The 24,829-nt window shown below is 50.4% G+C and carries 13 protein-coding genes and 1 pseudogene; 5 read left to right on the top strand and 9 right to left on the bottom strand.

Annotated features, from left to right (window positions below; all coding sequences use genetic code 11):
* Positions 1-3: 3 nt before the first annotated feature.
* The gene (locus EQU24_RS15555; RefSeq protein ID WP_138767192.1) at positions 4-1,545 is read left to right on the top strand and encodes a TolC family outer membrane protein; all 1,542 of its coding nucleotides are present in this window, start codon (positions 4-6) and stop codon (positions 1,543-1,545) included.
* A 281-nt stretch (positions 1,546-1,826) separates the two neighbouring features.
* Here the strand turns inward: EQU24_RS15555 and EQU24_RS15550 are convergent, their stop codons facing one another.
* The 3 genes from EQU24_RS15550 to EQU24_RS15540 form a co-directional block, all read right to left on the bottom strand.
* Positions 1,827-4,508: a calcium-binding protein gene (locus EQU24_RS15550; RefSeq protein ID WP_017842713.1), complete on the bottom strand. Its 2,682-nt coding sequence runs from the start codon at positions 4,506-4,508 to the stop codon at positions 1,827-1,829.
* Positions 4,509-5,239: 731 nt separating this feature from the next.
* Positions 5,240-5,479: a DUF6447 family protein gene (locus EQU24_RS15545; protein ID WP_014147463.1), complete on the bottom strand. Its 240-nt coding sequence runs from the start codon at positions 5,477-5,479 to the stop codon at positions 5,240-5,242.
* A 223-nt stretch (positions 5,480-5,702) separates the two neighbouring features.
* Positions 5,703-6,524, bottom strand: a complete 822-nt coding sequence (locus EQU24_RS15540) for a SapC family protein (RefSeq protein ID WP_017842714.1) — start codon at positions 6,522-6,524, stop codon at positions 5,703-5,705.
* 1,019 nt (positions 6,525-7,543) lie between these two features.
* Between EQU24_RS15540 and EQU24_RS15535 the strand changes: the two genes are divergently transcribed.
* The 3 genes and pseudogenes from EQU24_RS15535 to EQU24_RS15525 all read left to right on the top strand — a co-directional run.
* Positions 7,544-13,945, top strand: coding sequence for a beta strand repeat-containing protein (locus tag EQU24_RS15535; protein WP_017842715.1), 6,402 nt, complete (start codon positions 7,544-7,546; stop codon positions 13,943-13,945).
* Between the two features lie 1,818 nt (positions 13,946-15,763).
* Complete coding sequence (locus tag EQU24_RS15530; RefSeq protein ID WP_017842716.1) at positions 15,764-16,297, top strand: REP-associated tyrosine transposase; 534 nt, start codon at positions 15,764-15,766, stop codon at positions 16,295-16,297.
* A 55-nt stretch (positions 16,298-16,352) separates the two neighbouring features.
* Positions 16,353-16,532 (top strand): annotated as a pseudogene (locus tag EQU24_RS15525) (transposase); the annotation flags it as partial.
* Positions 16,533-16,876: 344 nt separating this feature from the next.
* On the opposite strand, the gene EQU24_RS15520 reads toward EQU24_RS15525, so the two are convergent.
* The gene (locus tag EQU24_RS15520) at positions 16,877-17,539 is read right to left on the bottom strand and encodes a Fe2+-dependent dioxygenase (protein ID WP_017842718.1); all 663 of its coding nucleotides are present in this window, start codon (positions 17,537-17,539) and stop codon (positions 16,877-16,879) included.
* 793 nt (positions 17,540-18,332) lie between these two features.
* On the opposite strand from EQU24_RS15520, the gene EQU24_RS15515 reads away from it, so the two are divergent.
* Positions 18,333-19,565: a hypothetical protein gene (locus EQU24_RS15515; protein WP_138767191.1), complete on the top strand. Its 1,233-nt coding sequence runs from the start codon at positions 18,333-18,335 to the stop codon at positions 19,563-19,565.
* 644 nt (positions 19,566-20,209) lie between these two features.
* Here the strand turns inward: EQU24_RS15515 and EQU24_RS15510 are convergent.
* From EQU24_RS15510 to EQU24_RS15490, 5 genes are all read right to left on the bottom strand, one after another.
* Positions 20,210-20,902 (bottom strand): hypothetical protein, encoded by a 693-nt coding sequence (locus EQU24_RS15510; RefSeq protein ID WP_017842720.1) that lies wholly within the window; start codon positions 20,900-20,902, stop codon positions 20,210-20,212.
* 228 nt (positions 20,903-21,130) lie between these two features.
* Positions 21,131-21,850, bottom strand: coding sequence for an arginyltransferase (locus tag EQU24_RS15505; RefSeq protein ID WP_017842721.1), 720 nt, complete (start codon positions 21,848-21,850; stop codon positions 21,131-21,133).
* On the bottom strand, positions 21,838-22,530 hold the full coding sequence (aat, locus tag EQU24_RS15500; RefSeq protein ID WP_017842722.1) for a leucyl/phenylalanyl-tRNA--protein transferase: 693 nt from the start codon (positions 22,528-22,530) through the stop codon (positions 21,838-21,840). Before aat ends, EQU24_RS15505 begins: the two co-directional genes overlap by 13 nt.
* Positions 22,531-22,919: 389 nt before the next feature.
* Positions 22,920-23,873, bottom strand: a complete 954-nt coding sequence (trxB, locus tag EQU24_RS15495) for a thioredoxin-disulfide reductase (protein WP_017842723.1) — start codon at positions 23,871-23,873, stop codon at positions 22,920-22,922.
* A gap of 208 nt (positions 23,874-24,081) precedes the next feature.
* Positions 24,082-24,729, bottom strand: coding sequence for a DUF2959 domain-containing protein (locus tag EQU24_RS15490; RefSeq protein WP_026130387.1), 648 nt, complete (start codon positions 24,727-24,729; stop codon positions 24,082-24,084).
* Between the last annotated feature and the right edge of the window lie 100 nt (positions 24,730-24,829).

The raw sequence follows: 24,829 nt of genomic DNA, 5'->3' as shown, positions 1-24,829 counted from the left end.
GCGATGAACAAACTTAAATATGGCTTAGTGTGCGTGCTAACCGCAAGCGCATTTAACGCCGGAGCCGAAGATTTACTGACGATCTACCGCCAAGCGCTGGAAGCAGACCCTCAACTCCGTTCGGCGCAATTGCAAGTTGAAATCGGCTCGGCGCAAAAAGGCCAAGCCTTAGGGCAAATGTTGCCGCAGATCAACGGTACCGCTAACTGGTCGAAAAATGAACAAAAAATATTTGCCCAAGGCGGGGCTATCAACAACAGCTACCCGGGCACGCGCTATTTTTTATCGCTTAACCAAACGCTGGTAGATTTCGCCAAATTTTGGGATTGGCGCCGGGCGTCCAAGGTAGAAGATCAGTATGCCGCGGAAGCCATAGAAGCGCAAAACGAATTGCTTCATAAAGTCGTAGAGCGCTACTTCGATTGGTTGCAAGCGGATGACGAACTCAACTTTGCCCGCAGTGAAAAACAAGCTACAAAAAAACAGCTGGAACAAGTGCGTAAACAATACGCCAAGCAAATGCTAAAAATAACCGATGTTTACGCGTTAGAGGCTCGACTGGACCAGCTTGAGGCAGAAGAAATCATCGCCGAATCCAAACTCGTTAAAGCCGAAGAAAGCCTCCGCGAACTGACCGGCGTGCATCCGAGCCAACCGCACGGCTTACAGGACAATGTCGAGTTCAACAAGATAGATGGCGACTTAAAAGATTGGATAGCCATGGCCCAAAGCCAAAATCCGGCAATGATGGCCAAAACCATCGCGATTGAAGCGGCCGAAAACAATGTCGCGGTACAAAAATCGAAATACATGCCGGTCGTCGATCTGCAACTGAACTATTTTGATACCGACACCGGTTTCCAAAGTACCCAGACACCGCAGATTCAAACGCAAGTGGCCGCGATCAATGTAAATGTCCCGTTATTCTCCGGCGGCACCACTACGCATCAACTGTTCGAGGCGCAGCACAGATTAGAGCAAAGCAAAAACGACAACGAGGCGACTTTACGCGCCTTGATCAAAGAAACCAGCGATGCCTTTCTCAGTTCAAACGCCAGCGTTAGACATATCAAGGCCGCCCAAAAAGCTCTGGAGTCGTCGGTCAAGTCTCGGGAGTCCATGGAGCGCGGTCTTTTTTACGGTGTCGTCACCGTAAGCGACCTGATCCAAGCGCAGCAAAGCGAATACATGTCCAAGCGGGACTTATCAATAGCGCGCTATACCTATATCAAAAACCGAATCCGTTTCTTACGATCCATAGGTTCGGTCAATGAAAACAATATATTCGAAATCAACGAATGGCTGGACATGGCCGAGCAGGAAGTCAACGCCTCCCCAGTGTCGACCACCGCAGCCCTTCCGCATGCAAACGATGATAAGCCGAACCTGAAAGAAGCAAGCCGACAAGACACGCCGGCAAAAGAAATGGCGCAAAGGCCGCAAGACGAGCCGCAAATGGAATGGGACAACGAAACCATGGAAAGGGTCTTACACGAAATCAAAAATTCGCAGAACCTGCAAAACAGCGAAAATCGCACCGAATAAAAAACAAAATTCGAGCGTGTATTCATGATGGGGTTCGCTCTGCGCTACCCAATCTCCATTAGCGGCATATTAAACTTACGATGCCGTAGGATGGGTAGCAGCGAAGCGGAAACCCATCGCTTTGTTTGAGGGCGGGTACGGTTATGATAACGCCGCCCATGACCAATCCGCGATTTGTTAAAATGACTTTCGTGGCGTTCTATGGTGGGTTTCGCTTTGCTCTACCCACCCTACATAGCTTTAAGTGCGAAAAGGTATCAGAAAGGCGTTCTTCAAATACCTCAAAAAAACTCAAAATCGGCAACAGTCAAATTAGCCGCAGTAAAAGTACCCGCATCAACAATCCCCACCTTGACGATGGGTTCCGCTTTGGAATTGTTTTCGGCATCGTAATAGAGAATCCCGGTTTTAGTATTGTAAACGAGAAACGAAGCCGTGTCGGTGTGAGCCTTTCTTAGTCCCGGGCCGCTGATGAAATTGATGTTTCCGTTTTGATTCGGGTCTAACCCCGAATATATCGTGGAACTTAGTTTGATGATGTCGTTCGAAAAATCAACGATAAAATCTCGATTTTTTGCACTGGGAGGGGTATCGAAAACAAAAGTATCCGTTCCCGGTCCGCCGCTTAGTCTGTCTCGGCCTAATCCGCCGTAGATGATGTCGTCGCCGGCTCCACCGAAAATCTTATTATTGCCGTCATTGCCTTTCAGGATATTATTGTTGTCGTTACCGACCAGCTTAAAATTACCTTTTCCGGTCAGCGTGACGTTGTCAATATACTCCAGTCCCTTGATCGGGCCTCTGTGCGGTTGGCTCAAATCAATGCCGGACGCGACCTGTAAAGTATTATTGCCTCCGGTATCGAATATAACGAGCCGGTTTCCTAGCGCGATATATAAATCGTTGCCCAGGCCGCCTTGTAGGATATCCGGTTCGCCTCTAGTATTGCCGCCGATCAAAATATCGTCGAAGTTGGTGCCGGTGAGAACGTTCGCGGTAGTCGTGTCTCTATCTTCTACTGTGATACCAATACCGGTGCTGCCTCCTTGATCAATATCGCCGATAAGAGGGATAACATCGCCGCTACTGAATTCCAGCAGCCCAACGCCTTGAATCGAATAGGCCTGGCCTTCGCCAAGTAGCGTGTAGTTGCCCGGCGTGCCGCTTAACTCATAGTCGTTGATCGATCCTTCCAATCTCAAAATATTAGACCCGCCGCCGCCGATAATCACATTATTGCCGGGGCTACCAATAAATATGTCATTACCGGGTCCGCCGATCAATATGTCGTCTCCCGCACCGCCGTCCAGTGTATTATTGCCGCGACCTCCGCGAATGACGTCGTTGCCATCGCCCCCGACCAAGACATCATTCCCGGCGCCGCCGCTGATATCGACGCCGACTGTTCCGTTGGTAATAATCGTATCGTCCCCGCTACCGCCGGACAGTGAGCGGCCTAAAGGAATACCTAGCGCATTGTAGCGTTGCATGACGATTTCGGTGGCGGCATCGCCGTCTTGAAATACGCCTTGTTGATGGCCGTCTTGGTATTCGGCTTCCCAAGATACGACGAAGCCGCCGTCGCTCAAGCCGATGACGGTCGGTTGTTGCTGCGAATCGTGCACGGTAGTGTTGACTTGAAACTCCCCGCCCACTTTAGTGCCGTTGGCGTTAAACCGTTGGCCGTAGACGCCCCAATAACTTTCGTCTTGCAACATGGATTGCCAAACCACGACGAATCCGCCGCCGGTCAGCGCCGCGACCGCCGGGTGGGTTTGGTCGTAGGTCGTGAAGGTGTTGACATGAATTTCATCGGTTAAAACCTGACCGTTTGCATTATAGATGCGAGCAACGATACTGAAGTCATGTGCGTCAAGAGGATTAGGTGCTCTGGGATAAGCATCGCGCGGCGCTTGCCAGACCACGACGATGTTGCCGTTGTTCAGCTGTGCGGCGGTCGGAAATTTTTGCTGGCTTGCGTGTTCGTTATAATCCGGGTTACTCACAGATTTCGGTGTTTCAATGGTCGCATTGATGACGATTCCGCTGTCGTCGGCAGTCAAAAAGCCTTTAAATTGCCCGGCGTTATCGAATCGTTTGGCAAAAATCAGCATTTGTTCGGTTCCGCTGCTGATCGCTTCGTAGCCAATGATGTAGCCTCCGCCAGTAAGCGCCGTCACAAAGGCATCCGATCCGCCCGAGTCGCTGATTTTGGTTTCCCAACCCAACGGGTTGCCGAATTTATCGAAAAGTTGACTGAATACGCCGGTTTGGTTGGGTGTGCTTCCCATGGGGATGCCGTTGTTTTGCAAAGAGTCGCCTTGGTTGGTAGAGCTCCAGGCTACGACGAAACGGTCGTTTTGCAACACCGCTATGGCCGGCAAGCCTTGGTCGTCGGTTATCGTATCGTTGGCACGAAATATGTTAGAAGGCGATTTGCCGTCGGCATCGAACAATTGCACGTAAACCCCGCTGCCGTCGGCATCCGGTGCCGACCAGGCCAGGACGATACTGCCGTCGGAAAATAATGCAGGGCTAACATTGGCACCTTCGCCGATGCCCGAAAGGATTCTTTGCTCGATCCCAATTCCTCTGCCATTCGTGTCGAACTTTCGAAAGTAATAACCGTCAGGCCCTTGCCAAAAGTTAATGAAGCCGCCATCGGGATACGCCAGCAGAGTGGATGCATTTTGTGCGCCGGCTGTTAGGGTGTTGACCAGGGTTTCTTGCGATAGCAGTATTTGTTTGTCTAGAAAAATAATTTTTTCGATATTGATTAATCGATTCGATCCGTCGCTCCCATTGATATGCGTGACAATCACCTCATTTTCGTTAACTTCAATAGTATAGTCAGTAGAATTGCCATTGAAGAAAACGACATCTAGGCCGGCTTTACCATCGATGGTTTGATTACCGGTGGTCACATAAAAAATATCTCTGCCGTCGGTTGGAGTTGTTGACATTCAATTAGCCTCTTTAATTTAGATGAAGAAATTTCTTTACCCCTCGCTAGTCAAACATAGAAATCATAGGTTCTCACCCAGCATGCTAGGAGGGCTGGGGATAGGGGTAAAAAACCGAAGAATTCGAGTGCGAGTACAATGCGTAGATTTAGAATAGTTTAGCCGTCTTTAAATGGCTATAAAAAATGGAATTTTTTTATACGTTTCCAACGCGGGAAGACAGCGGACCGAGTTTCAATAAAGGAATGTAGGGTGGGTAGAGCAAAGCGAAACCCACCATAGAACGCCACGAAAGTCATTTCCTGATTAGCAAGTTTCTTCAGCTAAAGCCCAAAGATCAGCATATCCCCTAGCAGGACGGGGTTCGCAAGCCATGCGCGTCAAGCTAGAAACGGCCAACCCACATCACGCTCTTTCCCAAGCTCCAGCTTGGGAAAGACACCCCGGAAGCTCCAGCTTCCTGAGACCGACACAACCTCCGCACATTCTGAATCAAGCCCGACTCGCTCGTTCAATCTTTCTTGATTTTCGGGAAGCTAGAGCTTCCTGAACAGGTTACCCAAGCTAGAGCTTGGGTAACAGCATAATGTCATTTTAACAAATCGCGGGAAGGACCATGAGAGGCGTTATCATAACCGTACCCGGCCTCAAACAAAGCGATGGGTTTCCGCTTCGCTGCTACCCATTCTACGGCGCCGGAATTACGCAGCATAACCTGGCTTAAAAATGACCTAATTGGCCATGCCGGATGCAGGGTAGATTTCTTTACCGTCTTTAGCCAGTTCGTCATTCAAAACTCGAGCATAGGCCGCTCTAGCCGTTTGTGCAATGCCCAGCAAAGTATTCAGGCGTTGAATTTCAGCGTCAGTTACCCGCAGATTATTAATCTGATTTTTGGCATTCTCAGACAGATCGTTCAAATCGTATTCAATGCCGTTGATAGTGACGATTTGTTTGTTTGCTTCACTCATGAATTTAAGTCTCCTTAGTTAAGTTGTAAACGCGTGATAGTGGAATCATGGTCGCATGATTATGTTTTCTGCCCGGAGTGAATTATTCAACCCGCTCCCCAACATATCAGCCTGTCTAGGTCATAGTCGAAACGTTCAGGCCGAGATTATAAAACCCGCCCGGCAAAGGCATTGGTCCGGTTTCAAGATCAATAAAAAGCCTGCGACAGAGTGCGGGGCAGGGTTAAAAATTAAACTTCAAAGTATCGTCCTTAGTACCGAACAGCGCATCGAAATCCAGAGAAGGGGTCGGTTGCGCATCGCTAAGCGCCCTGTGTTCACGATAACGTAAATCCTGCAGTCGGGCCTGACTGAAAAGCTGAGCATAAGCCAGGCCTAGTGCGCTGTTTTTGGCAAGACTTTGATACGTTTCCGGGCTTAATGAGCGCAAACGTTCCTCGTCGATCTGATAAAAGCCGCCTAAATTTTGCTGTTTCTTGGCTTTTTCCGGATCGGCGTCATTAGAATTGGGCTGCCAACTGATAGTCCAAGGCTGAATCAAATCGGCTTGCTGCAGGGCATCGGTCAAAACTTGCGTCACTTGCTGGTTTTGCAGGCGTTGCGTCAAAAAGTTAAGAATTTGCCCTGCTGCCTCGGTCAATTCGCCATTCTCCTGATAAAGTAAGGTATCTCCTGGCTGGGCCGGATTATGCAACAAGGGGCTGGTGATATCGACGGCTAGAGCCGCTTTGCCGTGTTCATCCGGCAACAGGCTGAACGGATAGCCGCGGAAATAACTCGGAACATAGGGCGCTAACCATTTGCCGTGTTTGTCCAGATAGACATTACGGTTCGGACGTAGGCCCAATAAAGCGACCAATTGAAACTTAACCGGTTCGGTAGACGATACCGGAAGAAAAGCTAAAGAATAATAAGGTAAGGTTTGAGTCAGCTCAGCCATTAAAATCGGACAATAAACGTCCTGGCTAGCAAAAGCGTAATGAGTAAATTTTTGCCAGCCGGCTTGGCTGTGGGCTTTAGTGTCTAATAATTGCCAGCGGTTCATCGTTACTCCATTTGACGTTGTTCAAGAAACGAATTATACATGCTTTAACATTCTAAATGGGCGCAAGGCCGTATAAATTTACCACGAATCGGGTTTAATCGCAGAGCGGCGAGGCATGGTTTATACAACTCGCCCGGCAAAGAAAAGTGTTGTGGGAGCGACGCCTAGGTCGCGATAAATCGAAGTCGTGTCGCTAATCGACAAAACAAACGTACTCGAAGTTCCTATGGGACAAAGCCCGTATGCAGCGGAGCGGAATTCGGGAATGGCCTGGCTCCGAGCTTCCCGGATTGCGCTATGCTCCATCCGGGCTACGCTTTTTAGACTCGCCGAAAGCGGTCGCTAGCGATTTGCCCGGGGGTCTATGTTGGCATCATGTATGGACGACAAACCCCGTCCGACATAAGGGCGGCAAAGAAAGTGTTGTGGGAGCGACGCCTACGTGGCGATAAATCGAAGCCGTGTCGCTAATCGACAAAACAAACGTACTCGAAGCCCCTACGGCACGAAGCCCGGCAGCGTAGCGGAATACGGGAATGGTTTGGCTCCGAACTACCCGGATTGCGCCATGCACCATCCGGGCTGCGCTGTTTAGACTCGCCGAAAGCGGTCGGTAGCGATTTATCAGCGAGAATCTTTGTTAGCTTTATGCGTATGGGCGACAGCCCCCTTCCGGCATAAGGACAGCAAAAAGTCCGGCTATGGAATCGATCTATCGATAAACAAACAATGAAAAAAATATTTTAAATAATTCAATCGTATAAAACTTAAATTACACTAAAATACTTCAATCATAGTAATAGTTAGCCAAATTTTAAGCATTATTTTACCCAATCAAAGTGCGATCCCTGGAAAAATTATTCAAAACCTTCTATACTCAAGAACCGTAAACTATCAACTCGGTCTAGTTCTTTACTAAGAAAGGCTGATCAAGGTATAGTGCATACAAATTCAGTACGTAATCATAAACGTGTCTAGAGTTTCTAACAAAAAGCGAAAACCTCAATTGGAGATTTAATATGGCAGCACATTCATTGGATATCGCTCAATCCTACATGGAGACCTTACGGTCCTATGGGCTTGAGTTTAATATCAGACAAAGCAACAACCTGACCAACCGGATGATCAACCGGTTGGAAAATCGCGGTCAAACGCCTGAAAATGTGGCGGACTGGCTGATGAGCAGAGTTGGGATTAAACAACAATTGAGGAAACTGGTTAGACAAGGCGAATTGCCTGAATTCGATCTGGACGGCAACGGCCGCCTCAGTCGAGCGGAAATGCTGAATGCGGTCTCAATCCTAGCTGAAACTGCGGTCGAAGAGGCGCCAACCAATGGTTCTACGCCTCCTCCGCCTGATCCAAGCATCACGACCTTAACGCTCACGCAAATTCCGACTCAGTACACTACCACATTAAAATGGGGCGATGTCGATGCCGATATGGCGATCGACTTCATGCAGAGCGTATTGCGCCTAAACTTGAACCAGCTAGGCTGGATGCAGGACGGTCAGTTGACTGCCAGCATCGAAAACATCACGATAAACGATGTGACTGGTGGTCTTGGTTCTACTGTCATTGTCGATGTAGAGGGTGAAGGCTTTGAATTTTTCGTTAACTCGCCGGTGGCGCTGTATGCCAGCATATTATTCGGTTTGAATCAAGATACCGAAACCACCCAAACCGGCATCGTGCTGACGCCGACCGAAAACAACGGCGGATCCTTTGAAAACGGCATTACCTCCGATGCCGATAACCACATCATCGCTGGCCGTCCGGAACTGCTGCACGGCGCCTACATCGACGGCGGCGGAGGCTACAATACCTTGGAAGTCGACATGAAAGGCTTCTTCGCGCAGCCGTTCCAACTGTTGAACATCCAAGAGATCCACGTACAAAACCTACCGAACGTCTACAGCTTCAGTGAAACTATTTTCGGTGACAGTGCAAACTTCCCGATACCCGACGTATATGATTGGTGGTATTGGGGCAATTCTGATTCTTATTGGGGCAGCAGCACCAACAGCATTCTTGATTTGAGTCGTGCCAGCAGCCTGGAAAGACTGGTCATCAATGAAGGTGATTTTTCGGGTTTGCGTCCACTAGGCGATCTCTACCTGGTCGGCATCAAAGCCGATGCGGTCGCCCGTCTAGAAGGCAACTTCACCGAAGACGTCAACTTGTTCTATGGACGCGGCTTGGGTAATGCGATCAACCTGGAATTCGCCAACGTTACGATGAGTGGTGGTGAATTGGTGCTGGGTCATAATGCCGGTACCGTGAATCTGCTTTCCGAGGGTCGTCTGAACGTCTTGGAATCTGTTGATTTCGGTAGTTTCCTGCGCGAACTGGTCATCACCGGCAACGCCGAGCTGGCAATTCTGGATGATCTTAGCTTTGCGTTTAATGAGGCGCACATCGATGCTTCTGCGAACACGGGCGGTCTGCGCGTGTCAATCACCGATATTACAGGCGATACTGAAGGTTATGGAAATCTTGAAGAAGTCACGATCAAAGGCTCGCAAGCCCGCGACGTGATCGAAATTTCAGGAACGGCCGATGGCGTCTGGTTGGATATCGATACCGGAGCAGGTCGTGACACTCTGATCCTGGATGGCGTCGATGCCGGAGCCGGTTCCAAATTAGCCGGCACCACCTTGACCTTGCATGTCAAAGGCGACACCAAGCTGGACTTTGTCAACATCGACGACGTCCAAGTCACAAGTGTCGTATTGTTCAGTGACAGCGATCTGGTTATCAGCCAGCAGCAATTTGCGGCTTGGGGCGGCGTTCTCACCAATAATCACCGCGATGACATCGAAATCACCGTCGTCGTAAGTCAAGACGCGACCCTGTCCGATCTGATGGCCGGCTTCGACCTCGATAGCGACATCAAACTGAACTTCGATATCAAGAAAAATGTAACACTGACACTTACCGCCGAAGAGTTGCATAAATTTGTGGCACAAGATGGCATCGTGTTAGGCAACGATGACAGCCAAGGTAAAGTTATCGTAACCGATGCCGGCTTAGGTTTTAGTCAAGACAACCAAAGTGCATACGCGACAGGCGGTACCATAGGCGGCGATTTAGATAACCTGACGATCATTCGTAACGTAAATGGCTTCGAGCGTCCTGCCAAAGATCCGTTCAGTGATACATTAACTATCGATACCACCGGTACCGAAGGCGTTGTGATCGATGCCAACGATCTTTCCGGTGTTAATGATGACGAAGATGCATTCAGCGTTAACGTGCAAAAACTGCTAATCAAAGGTGATCAACCGGTTACATTCAATGCGCCGGTCGAGTTCCTGCAAAATGATTTCACGATCGATTTCTCCGAATTGACGGGTCAATTGATCAATCTGGAAGTGTTGAACTTCGAAGATGTGAAAAACGTCATCGGCAATGGTGCCGCGGACAGCCGCATCGATGTACAGTTCACCGGTCAAGTGGGCGCCGAAGGCAATGTCAATGGTCTGAAATCGGTAGGCGTTAGCACTTATGTGGTTACTGGCGCAACGGGACCTGGCGCGGCAACTGTAGCTACGTTCGAAGAAGCGGTCATAGAGTACTTCAAAAACCCAGGTCCAACAGCGGGAACGGCTTTGCGTGCCGCCTATGAAGCGCTTCGTGCAGAAGGTGCGGGTTTACCAGCCATTCCAGTAGGTACAGCGCCTGTACAATCAAACTTTGTTTTGAGCCAATTCGGTTTGACGGCAGGTGCACCGGTACCAGAAGGCTTCTCAGCTGCTAGCGTTTTTGCAACCTTCTACGTCTGCGACCTGACAGAAGGCGTCACCACACTGGGTCTGCAAGGCACCGATACCGTCATGTTCGCACAAATGAAGTGGGATGTAGAGCTGCTTCTTGAGGGCGACGGTTACCTAAACTGGAATGACCTGCCAAAAGCGATGGGTAACCCTAACTTGTCCAACATCGGTACGCTGATTGGTGAGTTTTACTTCGCTGGCGCTCATGCCGTGGTTAACATTAACAACCAAGGTCAAGAATTAGGTCTGCAGTCTGATGGCGTCACCCCTCGTGCATTCGCGGTTGATGGTATCGTGCTCGACAACGCCGGCGATGTTACCATCAACGTCGAAGAAGGCAACGCCATCATCGGCAACCTGTCGGCCGACATTGCCACTGCAGTCAGCGTCAACAGCGCAAACGACGTGCAATTGTGGTTGGACAGCAACAGCTTCGAAGACGGCAATCTCGAAACCATCGACCTGTCAGGCGTAGAAGGCGCGGGCATCATTGGTGTCGGTAGTTTCGACGGCACCCACGGTCTAACCGACTTCACGGCAACCACACTGGACTTTTCGTCGGTTGACCTGATCGACGTCGACGCGATTGCGTTGGCGGATGGCTCGGCGCTGGTGCTGAACATTGGGCAATTGCTGGATACCACCCTGGTCGCGGCCTTTGCACCGGGCGGACAAGCATTTGTCAATATCGGCAATCTGAACGACGAAGTCTTCAGCATCGAAGGTCTCGACTTGCCGGACGGCATCATATTCGGCACGGTAACCGTCGCGGCCCTTACGGAAGTGACATTGGATCCGTTGACCGATCTGAGCGGCATCACGCAATTGATCGTACCGGAAGGCACGACATTGACCATGAGCGCCGAGCAGTTCAAGCAATTGGTTGATTCTGAGGCGACTATAGTCACCGAAGGTACAGGTGACGACCAAGCTTCTGTCATCGTCGACCTGAACGGCGACTTGACCATTGGTGAAGATGACGAGTTCACGATCGACGGTTCCAACGTTAGCTTCAGTATGGCCGATGGTGAAACGTTGAATGTAGAAACGTTCAGCTTGGCCGATGGGCTGCAAGTCACAGGTGATGCCGCCGCGGTCGTTAAACCGCTGGTTAATTTCTTGTTTGACAGCGATGGCAACGGTAATGTCGAGTTCAGCTCGACCATCAATGTCGGTGCTTATCAAGATGTGGATCTGCGCATACTGGATGCCTTGCTCGATAACTTCTATATCGACGTCAACGAAAATGGAGCGGCAGATCCAGGTGAAAACAGCCAGTCCATCGAAGACTTACTGGCAGACCTGGCCAACGCCAACATCCTCAACATCTACCAAGAAGAAACCGTAATCGCGTTAGATCCGCGTGACCGCGTGGTTGTCGTCGAGCCGCAAGCTTCGCCGGACGGCATCGAGTTCAGTGCGGTGGGTAGTTTGGCGGATTTCGTTCGCTCCATCGACCTGACTTTGCAAGCCGATGCAAATAACGCGGCGCGCATCGATGGCGATATCTTCATCAACGATGGTTCGGTCCGTGCGGGTTACACCATGCTGACGATCAACACCGTTGATGTCGATGGCGCGGCGGTAGGTCCTGTGGTCATCGCTGGCGGCGTTCTTAGTGACAGTGCTAAGGCGGGTTCTGCGGGCGAATTGCTATCAATCGAGATCAATGCCGGAGTTGATTTGGCAATCACGGATGCAATCGTATTCAATACCGAAGGCACCGAAGATGTGACGGCCACCTTGGTTCTGAGGGGCGCGGCCGACGTAACGGTCAAGGCGCTCGATACAACCGATCCGCAAATCACCTCTTTGGTCATCGATAGCGCCGGCTACACCGGTACTCTGACCGTAACGGGCGGTTCCGATTCGCTGGAGTTGGGCGAGGGAACTACATCTGTCGTAATCAGCGGTTCCGGCGATGTCGTGTTGGATACTGATGAAGGCGCAGACAATAATAATGGTGTCGACGGTCAAGACTTGACCAGTTTCGACGCTTCCGGCCTGACCGGTAGCCTGACTGTTGGTGTGATTGAAAGTGTTTCGTCAACGGAATTCACCTTCACTGCGGCGCAAGGTCCTACGACCCTGACGCTCGGTTATGACGATGATGGAAGTGCATCACTTACCCTGAATGCGGCTGCAGAAGACGATGCCGGTTGGACGTTCAATCTGAATGACAACAGTGTCATGACGATCGACGGCGACGGTGTTGCTTTTACTGCCGGCACCTTGGCGATAAGTGGCGGTACCGTCGTGATTACAAACGAAGTCGATTTGACCGCTCTGGACTTGAACTTCGAGAATGTCACGATTCAATTGGCTGCGGATGCAAGACTGGAACTGACCGCCGAGCAACTCGACGGCCTGAATGCCGCAGGCAATACCTTCGAAAAACTGGCGCACGATGAAGATGAAGGCGAAGAAGCCGGATTGGTTGTCGTCACGGGCATCGAAGGCGATCTGACCGCAGGCAACGAAGATCTAGATGAAGACTTGGATCTGTCTAATGCCGATAGGTTGGAATTGTCAGGAGACGCAACGTTGTCGGGTACGCAGGTTTCTGGAATTATCGTTATTGGTGTTGGTTTCGAGCTAACCTTGGTTAATGTCGATGCAGAAACCGACCTGAGCGGTATCGATGTAGATTCTCTGATGTCTCTGATAGTTCAGGCTGATGCCGGAGCAACCACGCTGCAGTTGTCTGCCTCGGTCATTAGCGGTGTAACGCTGACAGTAGAAGGCGAAGCTCTTGAGACCGTTGAGGTTCTAGGAGTCGAGGAAGTCGTCGGTGCCGAAGGTGATGCTGATGAAGGCGACATTAATGCTGATTTCTCAGATCTTTCAGTAAAAGATAATGTGAACGTGGTCTTCCAGCTCGATGCGACCGGCGGAGCGCACCTCAACGACGCGAACTTTGGTGCCACTGTTAGTGGTACGGGTTCAACCACGCTTGCCATACTCGGTACGGGTACGTTGAGTTCCGAAGGTTTCGAGCTTCTTCCGGTAGGCACCGTCGAAATCGGCGAAGATGCCACACTGGCTTTGAGTGTTGTTCAGCACGCAGTTGTAGGTAGCAACGTCGAAGGCGAAGGTACCTTGCAAGTGGTAGAGCTAGGTAGTACAGGTAGTACTGGTCCAATCACTGCCGCCGTGTTGAATGAGGATAGGGTCGATTACTTGTTCTCATTCAGTGAAGCTGATGACCTAGATGCTGCACCGTTAGTTACTATTGAAAATTTTGTCGCCGACAGCGCTCTTGCGCTGGACAAACTTGACTTCACCGCGCTGTTCGGCGGCGAACAAAGTTATACTCGTATAACTGCTCCATTTAACGTAGTCAATCAGACCGGAACTAGTGATATCCTATCCTTTGTAGGTCTGGGTGATGTGAGTGACGAAATCGATCTTGCAGGCGCTTTAAATGTAGGTATCTTCAGTGCTGTTGAGGCCAACTTCGGCTTCGAAAGTCAACGGATGTTCTTCGTTCAAGATGGAGACAATACAGTCGGTTACCTCTGGCAGGATTCTGAAGGTTCTGAAGGTTTTGACGGTTTGGTGCAGCATACTGAGTTGACTCAATTGGTACAGCTAACCGGTGTCAGCGTTGATGATTTGATCAATGCTAACTTCGCTATTGCCTAAGCCGTAGTAGTCTCGTTAGTCTAGTCTCGTTCCCAAGCTCCTGCTTGGGAACGCCTACCTTCAAGCTCTGCTTGAGGGAACTGAGCAAGTAGTCGGGTAGGTCGGATTAGGCTAAAGCTGTAACCCGACATTAACTCGGGAAGCTTACAAACCCAAGGATAACCGTAAGGCAAAGGACAGCCTGCCAAAAAAAACCGCCCCGGGCAACCGGCGGCGGTTTTTTTATGCGCGAAACCGTGACTTCGAACTTCCCAGATGCCTCGATCCCCAGCCGGAACTTTCCTCGTTCCCAAGCTCCGGCTTGAGAACGCCTACCGTTCCTCGTTCCCAAGCTCTGGCTTGGGAACGCCTACCGTCAAGCTCTGCTTGACGAATCCACGCCGGAACCCACGCCCACCGTGTGAACCCATACCGGGGCAACAACACAAAGACTGCCCAAACCCACGCACCCGCAAGGAAACCCGCCAAGCAGAGCTTGGAGGTAGGCATTCCCAAGCTTCCTCGTTCCCAAGCTCTGGCTTGGGAACGCCTACCCTCAAGCTCTGCTTGACGAAGCCACGCCGGAACCCACTCCCACCGTGGGAGAACCCATACCGGGGCAACGTAACACAAAGGCTGCCCAAACCCACGCACCCGCAAGGAAACCCGCCAAGCAGAGCTTTCCTCGTTCCCAAGCTCCGGCTTGAGAACGCCTACCGTTCCTCGTTCCCAAGCTCTGGCTTGGGAACGCCTACCGTCAAGCTCTGCTTGACGAAGCCACGCCGGAACCCAAGCCCACCGTGGGAACCGATACCGGGGCAACGTAACACAAAGGCTGCCCAAACCCACGCACCCGCAAGGAAACCCGCCAAGCAGAGCTTGGAGGTAGGCATTCCCAAGCTTCCTCGTTCCCAAGCTCTGGCTTGGGAACGCCTACCTTCAAGCTCTGCTTGACGAAGCCACGCCGGAACCCACACCCACCGTGGGAACCCATACCGGGGCAACGTAACACAAAGACTGCCCAAACCCACGCACCCGCAAGGAAACCCGCCAAGCAGAGCTTGGAGGTAGGCATACCCAAGCTTCCTCGTTCCCAAGCTCCGGCTTGGGAACGCCTACCCTCAAGCTCTGCTTGACGAAGCCACGCCGGAACCCACGCCCACCGTGGGAACTCATACCGGGGCAACGTAACACAAAGACTGCCCAAACCCACTCACCCGCAAGGAAACCCGCCAAGCAGAGCTTTCCTCGTTCCCAAGCTCCGGCTTGAGAACGCCTACCGTTCCTCGTTCCCAAGCTCTGGCTTGGGAACGCCTACCGTCAAGCTCTGCTTGACGAAGCCACGCCGGAACCCACGGCCACCGTGGGAACTCATACCGGGGCAACAACACAAAGACTGCCCAAACCCACGCACCCGCAAGGAAACCCGCCAAGCAGAGCTTGGAGGTAGGCATTCCCAAGCTTCCTCGTTCCCAAGCTCTGGCTTGGGAACGCCTACCGTCAAGCTCTGCTTGACGAAGCCATGCCGGAACCCACGCCCACCGTGGGAACCGATACCGGGGCAACGTAACACAAAGACTGCCCAAACCCACTCACCCGCAAGGAAACCCGCCAAGCAGAGCTTGGAGGTAGGCATTCCCAAGCTGGAGCTTGGGAACGAGGGCCAAAAAACCGCCCCGGGCAACCGGCGGCGGTTTTTTATGCGCGAAACCGTGACTTCGAACTTCCCAGATGCCTCGATCCCCAGCCGGAACTTTCCTCGTTCCCAAGCTCCGGCTTGGGAACGCCTACCCTCAAGCTCTGCTTGACGAATCCCAGTTTTCTAGGCACATTAAAGCTATGGGACGTAGCCGCTATAAAATTCTGAACGAATCCTATCCTTACTTTCATACCTTAACGGTTGCCGGTTGGCAGCCGGTTTTCACTCGCCCGGATAGTGTGCAACTCTTGTTCGACAGTTTCATTTGGTTGCAAGATAACACCGATTTCAGGCTCCATGCCTATGTTGTCCTGGAAAATCATTTGCATTTCATCGCGAGCGGCAGCCAGCACAGCAAACGGATACAACAATTCAAATCCTTTACTGCCAGACAGATTCTCGATTTATTGGAACAACGCAAGGCAACCACGCTGCTGAAGTATTTTGCGTATTACAAGCGCAAGCACAAAACCGAAAGTCAGTATCAATTCTGGCAAGAAGGCTCACATCCGGAAGAAATACATGATGACACGATGTTAAGGCAGCGTTTGGATTATATTCATAACAATCCGGTCAAACGCGGTTATGTAGATTTGCCGGAACATTGGCGTTATTCAAGTGCGCGGGCTTATGCCGGGGAAGGTTCTTTGTTGCCGATTGTTTTACTGCATTAGGCCACCAAGCAGAGCTTGAGGGTAGGCATTCCCAAGCTGGAGCTTGGGAACGAGGCAAGAAGGCTCACATCCGGAAGAAATACATGATGACACGATGTTAAGGCAGCGTTTGGATTATATTCATAACAATCCGGTCAAACGCGGTTATGTAGATTTGCCGGAACATTGGCGTTATTCAAGTGCGCGGGCTTATGCCGGGGAAGGTTCTTTGTTGCCGATTGTTTTGCTGCATTAGGCCACCAAGCAGAGCTTGAGGGTAGGCGTTCCCAAGCTGGAGCTTGGGAACGAGGCAAAAAGTAGCGACCGAGCGCTAAATTGTTGTGCTGTCCGGAAAGGCTATTGGTGTTTGAGCGTTACTGGCTTCGATAGTCGCGACGAAGGCGTCGCTCCCACAGAGAGCGGCGGACGCTCTGTGGGAGCGATCCCCTGATCGCGATCTCGAGGCCGAAAGTGTTAAGTCACAATAAATGGTATCGAGGTCTCATTGGTTAAGGTTGCAAAAGGGTAATTTTTGACTTATGTATAACGATGAGAGCTCCAGCTTGGGAACGAGGCAGGAGACTAAAGCCTATGGTTGTCCTATTCGTCCCACATCCTGCGTAAATTCATACTGGTTTTTAACATTATATCAACCGTGCGGTCATGGCCGACTTTTTCGAGATAGTGTTTACGAGCGCTGTCGAGGTCCAGCAGGATCTGGCGTTTACGGGAATCGCGTATGCGCGACTGTATCCATCCCACAATGACAATACGCTCGCCTCGTGTAACAGGGCTAACGCGATGTAATTCACCGGTCGGATAAAGAATCAGCGAGCCCGCATTTAGCCTTATGCGTTGCTCGCCTAAAGCGGTTTCTAGTACCAAATCACCGCCCTCGTAGGCATCGGGACTGGATAAAAATAAAGTAAACGAAATATCGGCTCGATTGCCTCCGGGCATAATGGCGGAGTCGGTATGAGTCCCATATTCCATACCGGGCTGATAGCGGCTTAGCATGACATTGACGATGGCGCGGGGCATGGTCACAGCATTGAATAACGGATTAGCCATAATGGCTTTGGACAACAAAGGCATCAAATCTGGGACTTTATCCACCATTACTTGCTGATTATTTTTAACTGCTTTAGCCATGCCGGCGGCAGTGACTTTACCATCATCAAATTCAACTTGATTAAGATTGTTGCATATTGATGCCACTTGCTCGGTGGTAAGTATATCTTTAATTACAAATACTGAATCCATGAGAATTTCAACTTTTTGGTTATTTAAACAGGAAAGGTAGCCCTAATCCCTTTTGATCGAAAAACCGTCTAAGAATAAAAGGTATGGGATGTGTTTAACGAGGACCTCCGCAAACCCATTCATGGGGGCTTGACAGCAGCGATCCCTAGGGTTGGCATCCTCGCTAGCCACACCCCATACTTTTATATGGTTTGTGAGTATAAAGGGAGTGGCACAATTAGATGGCTCAAACGAGAGCTGATCGTGGCTAATTATCGCAACAAAGTTAGTTGTTGAGAACCCAGCAGTATTTCCAGTTTGATAAATTTCTCCGTAGGGTAGGGGCCACTGCCATTAAGTTAAGCCGTTCGTGGTGAGCCTGTCGAACCATGGACGGCTTAACTTATCGACCCAGGATTTTTCCATTCACCCTTCGACAGGCTCAGGGCGAACGGAAAAATCCTTAACTTAATGGCAGTGAAGGTAGGGGCATACCCCATAAGCGCCAACTTAGTGTCTTTTCTATGGTGCGTTTATGGCTTTATTCGTCATATCGGTATGGGTTGTCGATACCCATGTTGCATGAAAGTGGTGCTACGCATTGCCATCCTTGGCCCTGGATTCCGCCAATCCCTGGCGGAATGACGCGTTCTTTCCTTAAGTTGGCGCTTATGAGGGCATGCCCCGCACCCTAAAATCGACGTAACTGCTCAAACTGGGAATTGCTGAAGTAGATGGTGTTTCGATCAATAAGGAGTTGGTTAAGTCCTATCTGTTATAATTTGAGTTGAATCTTAATCGGAGCGTAAAATCGATGAATACAGACTCAAGCGCAGAAACCAATCAGGATCAGGGCGGCTCGTCCAACCATTGTTCGGTGCTGAGGCTAGATGATGATTGTCTGGCGCATGGCTTGCCTAGCGTTAGTTTGACTAGCCGGGTTACGAGTGGTCAGGTAACCCCAATTCGGTTCAGGCTTCTGGGTCAGGGGTGCAGTCGGATTCTGCAGCTGGATATAGCTGTTGATTTTTTACCCGATGATGCGGTAAGCCCGCTTGGAATGCATCTAACTCTTGTTAGCAATTCTTGGGCTGCGATAGGAGACTGGCCGCCAAGTCTGCCGATGGAGGGGGCGGACGGTATGTTCGATGAGGGAGGGGGTGAATGTTCTACGATGGTATTTTCAGAGCCTATTAGACCCGACAGCGCCGCGGCCGGTGCAATCGTTCAGGAGGCAGTAACCTATAGGCTTCACAAGATCGATCATGTCGTGCTTTCATCAGATGTGCCTTGGTTACGCACTCTGAATTCTGCCGGTCAAGGGTGGTTGCCTGTATATGGTAAGTTAACCGCATTACCTTCGAACGAGGCGTCCTTGCCTTTGACTGAGGCTTTGCATCAAACCCTCCTCGATTGGTTGCGCAGTCAACAGCTTACGTATCGAGAAGGGTTGGTTGACTGGATCGCAACCGGTCCCATCGGTCATTTTGGATCGGTTGAAACTCGAGTTTTGGAACGAACCGGCCAAGCAGATCTACAGGTGGATGTGACTTATTTAGCTCAAGTACGTCAAGCCAATAATCCCGATATTCCTGAAACCTGCCTGACGCTTTATGGCGAACGTCTTGGAGCCTGGTTGTTGCATCGCATTCAACCCAAAGTGACCAAAGTCGTTAGTAAGGAGAGTGAGCAACTGTTGGTTAATGAGCATCAAGAGGTTTTGATAGCCGAAAGGCTAGAAGATCTTATTCAACAGACCGGCTTAGGTCCGTTGGAGAAGCGCCTGTTTAAGCAAGCTAAGTTGTTGCCGCCGGAGCGTTTGTGGCGCACTCCGTCGCTTGAAACCAACCAAACACCAGATCATACTTGCGCTAAGCGTCAACCTGAAGAAGCGACATTGAATCTTAGCGGTTTAGACGCCCGAAGTCGTAGTAGCCTGACCCAATTGATTAAACTGGCTCAACAAGGCCAGTTGACATACCTTAATGTAGATTTGCTCTATAAAGTTGCCCGGCAATTGAGTAAAGCTAACCGGGCGTCGTTATAAAGAATAGCCTGATTAGCAAGTTTCTTCAGCTAAAGCCCAAAAACCAGGATATCCCTAGCAGGACGGGGTTTTCAACCCCGTCCTAAACGTTTTGACTTTGGCCGAAGTCAGCCGAAATGTTTAGGGCAAACCGAAACATTGGAGACGGGTTAAATAACCCGTCCCGCAGAAGTGCCTCCGGCTACAACTGGCCTCCGCTCGGACACTTGGCTTCGGCAAGCTGAAGCATCTTGCTAATCAGGAAGAAGAATAGCAGCAATTCCCAATTTGGAGATCAAAAAGGGTGTGGGGTATGCTTGGCGAGGATGTCGGCAGCAGGGCAGATTTTTGCTCCTGCAAAATCTGCATTCACGCCATCCTTGGCGTTCGAGCTGCCGCCAAGTCCCCATGGATGGGTTTACGGCGTTCCTCGACAGGCATATCCCACACCCTAAAATCGGCGAAACTGCTCAAACTGGGAATTGCTGGAGTATAGTAGTGCTTATTCTATGGTGCGTTTATGGCTTTATTCGTCATATCGGTATGGGTTGTCGATACCCATGTTGCATGGAAGTGGTGCTACTCATTGCCATCCGTGGCCATGGATTCCGCCAATCCCTGGCGGAATGACGCGTTCCTTCCTTATGTTGGCGCTTATGGGGTGTTTACTTGGGCTGTGCCTGTGCTTGGCGTAGCATGTTAATAAATATTTGACCGAATGTTGTGGTCTTGGTGTTTTTTGCGTCTACCCTATCTTCTTCTTGTATGGCGGCGCTGGCTGAAACAGGGATCGGGCAAGGGATTGGTGATTGTCTTTCCCCTGCGAATCGGCCTGCGATCCTGACTTGTGCTCTGCCTGGTAATCCTAGATCCTGCATGGGAACGACAAGTCCCAGTAAAAAATTGCCTTTGATCACATTGCCGTCATTGGAGACGGTGCCGTTGAATCTTTTTGTTAGATTATAGGTCATTCCAAGGTCGTCAAGCATTTCAGCCAATTCGTCAATATCTTGGACATCAACACTGAAACTCCGGCCTCTACCCATTTCCCATGTGCCATTAAGCCCGGCAGGTACCTCGAGATCATCTCCGCTGTAATTTTGTAATAAGTCTAAGAACGGTAGCGGCATAAAGTAATCGCCGCCCCAGGTAAAGCTATGCTCCATTCCCATTAAACCCACGCCCGGTAAGCCCACATTGACTCTCACTAGGCGAGGGATATTGATCACTATCGACAAATTACCTGTGTCCCAGCTATAACATCCTTCGGGATAAGGTTGCTCCGTTGCCGACGCCGTGCTGCTTAGCCCTAAGATGATTGCGAATAGGGCTGCTTCGATTACGCTTTTGAGTTTCATAACAAATCTCCTTTATTGTTTTATGTAAATACCATTACGGCATTTATTTTCATCCGATTTAAGTAGTCTATTACTCTTATTATCTGAGAAAGTCAATGTAAATATTAGTTCGGGTTACCATGGTACGCGCAGCGTAGCCTCCGGGTTTTGCCTACGGTTGGAATCTATGTGCAAATCGAAATTATCGATAAAGACCCAGCAGGGTACCAGTCCTTTAATATTCCGGGTTTAGCAGCTAAAATCGAACGCTTGCCAGACATTATCGATCAGCAGTTCTATCGGTTGGTATTCGATCTTGTAGGCCATTTTTCGGCAATCTTTGATCCAAAAGCCCAGATACAGCCAGTCCAGTTTCAATTGCTTGGCCCATTCGATCTGCCAGAGCACGGCATACATGCCGGGGCTTAAATGTGAGAAGTCCGGGTCGAAAAAGGTATAGACCGCCGATAGCGCGTTATCTAGCCGGTCGATAGTCGCGACTGCGATCAATTGTTCATCAATCAGGAATTCCACGAAAAAAGTATTGCACCAGCGGCTGCCCAAAAAATTTAAATATTCCTCCGGGCTTGAATTCGCCATGCTGCCGTCGCTATGGCGGCTGTCTTGATAGCGCAAATACAGGTCGTAATGCGCTTGTTCGAACCGAGCCGGCTTAATGACGGTTTGCGTGTTTTGATTTTTCTTTAAACAGCGTTGTTGATTGCGTTTGGGTTTAAATTGGGTTACCGGAAGCCGGGCAGGGGTGCAGGCTTGACACTGCGGACAGCGAGGGGCGTAAACATAATCGCCGCTACGGCGAAAGCCTCGTTCGATCAAGCGTGAATAGAAGGCGTTGTTGAGCTCGAAGGAAGGATGCACGAATGCCGAGCAGGCAATCCGGTCGTCCAGATAACTGCACGAATGCTTTTCGGAAAGAAACAATGGTATCGTGGTCGTCAGTTTTGCCATGCGTCTGTCGAAGGTTTTGCCGGGCAATAGCGTTTGAGCTGCGCGGAAAATTCGGAGCGGGGGATTTCCTCGGCGCCCAGGCTCAGCAAATGCTGAGTTTGTACTTGGCAGTCGACGAGTCGATAGCCCCATTGTTTTAATTGTCTGGCCAAGGTCACGAAGGCAACTTTGGAGGCATCGGTTCGTTTGTGAAACATCGATTCGCCGAAAAAAACTTGGCCGATCGCGACGCCGTACAAGCCCCCGGCCAGTTCGCCGTCGAACCAAGTTTCTACCGAATGAGCCAAGCCTTGATGATGTAGGTCTTGATAGGCTTGCATCATTTCATCGGTGATCCAAGTCCCTGAAGACGCTTGGCGCGGCTCGGCGCAGCAAGCCATGACTTGGTCGAAGGCACGGTCGAATGTAACGGTGAATAGTCCTTTACGCAAGGTTTTGGCAAGGCTTCGGGAGATATTCACCCGGTCCGGAAATAAAACCAATCTGGGGTCGGGCGACCACCAAAGGATTGGTTCCCCGGGGTTGTACCACGGAAATATTCCGTTTCGATAGGCATTGAGCAGGCGTTCGGTAGATAAACATCCGCCTAGCGCCAGTAAGCCGTTAGGTTCTTCGAGGGCTTTATATAGCGGAGGAAACGGCTGATTCGAACGAAACGGGTCGAGTACGGTCAATTGCATGGTTTCATGGTTTTATCGAATGATTGTCCTTATATTCCGCCGGCTTTCACCGTTCCGGTACAGCGCCGCTTGCCGTTAATGTATTAAAGGGTTCGAGGCTGTGAAAGAATTCCACCGTTCCCATGCTCTACGCTCATCGTCTTGCCATCTTAGCTAATGTGACTTCGATGTCATTTATTGTTACCTAACGTACCCGGCTTCGAAATCGCGACGAAGGCGTCGCTCCCACAAGGAGGCAGGCGTTCAGTGGGAGCGATCCCCTGATCGCGATTTCAAAGGCACTGACGTTCAATATCTACAGGTTTATCAAACGGCACCGCTCCCTGATATTTTACTCGTTCCTACCGATCCAGCGTGGGAGTGCTTAGCGATATTTGCAGTTCGTTCAGTTATTCCATTTCATCCAAGTATTTCTCGGCATCCAGCGCCGCCATGCAGCCCGCGCCGGCCGAGGTAATGGCTTGTTTGTAAACGGCATCCATCACGTCGCCGGCCGCGAATACGCCCGGTACGCTGGTCGCGGTCGCGTTGCCTTGCAGGCCGGTTTTGACCTTGATGTAGCCGTGGTCCATCTCGAGTTGGCCTTGGAAAATGTCGGTATTGGGTGTATGACCGATCGCGATGAATACGCCGTGTACGTCCAAATTCTTGGTTTCGCCGGTCTTGGTGCTTTTGATTCGGATGCCGGTCACGCCCATGTCGTCGCCGAGCACTTCATCGAGTGTATGATCCCATTCGATCACGACATTGCCGTTTTTCGATTTTTCGATCAGTTTGTCGGACAGAATTTTTTCCGAACGGAATTTGTCGCGGCGATGTACGATCGTGACTTGCGAGGCGATGTTGGACAGGTAGAGGGCCTCTTCGACCGCGGTATTGCCGCCGCCGATGACTGCAACGGGTTTGTTTTTATAGAAGAAGCCGTCGCAGGTCGCGCAGGCAGATACGCCTTTGCCTTTAAAGGCTTCTTCGGATTCCATGCCTAAATATTTCGCCGAAGCGCCGGTGGCGATGATCAATGCGTCGCAGGTATAAACGCCGGAATCGCCGGTCAGTTTATAAGGGCGCGCCGATAAGTCGGCAGTATGGATATGGTCGAAAACAATTTCGGTGTTGAAGCGCTCGGCATGCTGACGCATTCTTTCCATCAGGTCGGGGCCTTGCAATCCTTCCACGTCGCCGGGCCAGTTATCGACGTCGGTTGTCGTCGTCAATTGACCGCCTTGCTGCATTCCGGTGATCATGACCGGGTTGAGATTGGCGCGTGCCGCATAGACGGCTGCGGTATAACCGGCGGGGCCGGAACCCAAAATCAAAAGGCGGCAATGTTTGGTGTCGGTCATTAAAATGTCTCCTGCAATTGAACTGTATCGAAAATAGGCCGATTATAACTGTCCGAATAACTTCTGTCTGTAATGCTAATTGGTTTGCAGTTAGCAGTTAGCAGTTAGCAGTGAATAGTGAATAGTGAATAGTGAATAGTGAATAGTGAATAGTGAATAGTGAATAGTGAATAGTGAATAGTGAATCGGCGCTTCTATGTATGGCCGGCTATTTGCTTTCCATTGTCTTGATGAAAGCGTTTGCTTCGTTGATCGACTTTTCCATTGCGGTAATCAGTGCCGAGACGTCCGATTGTATCGACCCCAATTCGCCTTTGAGCGAGGCGATTGCCTGCGCGTTCAGATTATGCTTTAAGTACATCACCTGGTCCTTGAACACCGACAAGACCGGCTCGATTCGGGATTCGGCCTGTTTCATCGCGCTAATCAGTTGTTGATAATGCACCTTTGTCGCATCGAGTTTTTGCTGGCTGTTTCGTTTTAGCGCAGCGCTGCTGTATTCTCCGATTTCCTGTTCCCACTCGCGGAATAGCGCGCCGGATACGTCCTCGATGTCGCGAATACGTTTGTTGACTTCATTGGCTTTTTTTACACTGGCTTCGTATTCGCCGTTAAGCTTTTTATAAGTGGACTCGAGATTGCCGCCTTTAAAGTCGGTCAATGCGGTAAATTGCTCCAGAGCAGATTTAAATTGTTCCTTGGTTTCCTCTTGCGTGTCACGGGCTTTCTCGACGCGGTGTACCATAACATCCCGCTTCGGAATGCCGATTTTTTCGAGGCCGCTGTAATACAGGCTAGAGCAGGCCGACAGACTCATGAATACCATAGCGGCGATCAAACGATATAAAAGGGTCATAGTTTTCTCCATTAATGAGTTTTTTTGCGCGCGTTCCCAAGCTCTTGCTTGGGAACGCAGTACGAGAAGCTCCAGCTTCATGAAACCGGTAAGCAGAAGC

The sequence above is a fragment of the Methylotuvimicrobium buryatense genome, from assembly GCF_005931095.1.
GTDB lineage: Bacteria > Pseudomonadota > Gammaproteobacteria > Methylococcales > Methylomonadaceae > Methylotuvimicrobium > Methylotuvimicrobium buryatense.
The sequence above is the reverse complement of the archived record's forward strand: the minus strand, read 5'-3'. Positions and strand labels throughout refer to the sequence as shown.

Bases quoted from the DNA above. Each gene is read 5' to 3' on its own strand.
- EQU24_RS15520 (WP_017842718.1), bottom strand. From the start codon at position 17,539: ATGGATTCAGTATTTGTAATTAAAGATATACTTACCACCGAGCAAGTG.
- aat (WP_017842722.1), bottom strand. From the start codon at position 22,530: ATGCAATTGACCGTACTCGACCCGTTTCGTTCGAATCAGCCGTTTCCT.
- EQU24_RS15555 (WP_138767192.1), top strand. From the start codon at position 4: ATGAACAAACTTAAATATGGCTTAGTGTGCGTGCTAACCGCAAGCGCA.
- EQU24_RS15545 (WP_014147463.1), bottom strand. From the start codon at position 5,479: ATGAGTGAAGCAAACAAACAAATCGTCACTATCAACGGCATTGAATAC.
- EQU24_RS15490 (WP_026130387.1), bottom strand. From the start codon at position 24,729: ATGACCCTTTTATATCGTTTGATCGCCGCTATGGTATTCATGAGTCTG.
- EQU24_RS15550 (WP_017842713.1), bottom strand. From the start codon at position 4,508: ATGTCAACAACTCCAACCGACGGCAGAGATATTTTTTATGTGACCACC.
- EQU24_RS15515 (WP_138767191.1), top strand. From the start codon at position 18,333: ATGAATACAGACTCAAGCGCAGAAACCAATCAGGATCAGGGCGGCTCG.
- EQU24_RS15535 (WP_017842715.1), top strand. From the start codon at position 7,544: ATGGCAGCACATTCATTGGATATCGCTCAATCCTACATGGAGACCTTA.
- EQU24_RS15505 (WP_017842721.1), bottom strand. From the start codon at position 21,850: ATGGCAAAACTGACGACCACGATACCATTGTTTCTTTCCGAAAAGCAT.
- EQU24_RS15510 (WP_017842720.1), bottom strand. From the start codon at position 20,902: ATGAAACTCAAAAGCGTAATCGAAGCAGCCCTATTCGCAATCATCTTA.
- EQU24_RS15530 (WP_017842716.1), top strand. From the start codon at position 15,764: ATGGGACGTAGCCGCTATAAAATTCTGAACGAATCCTATCCTTACTTT.
- trxB (WP_017842723.1), bottom strand. From the start codon at position 23,873: ATGACCGACACCAAACATTGCCGCCTTTTGATTTTGGGTTCCGGCCCC.
- EQU24_RS15540 (WP_017842714.1), bottom strand. From the start codon at position 6,524: ATGAACCGCTGGCAATTATTAGACACTAAAGCCCACAGCCAAGCCGGC.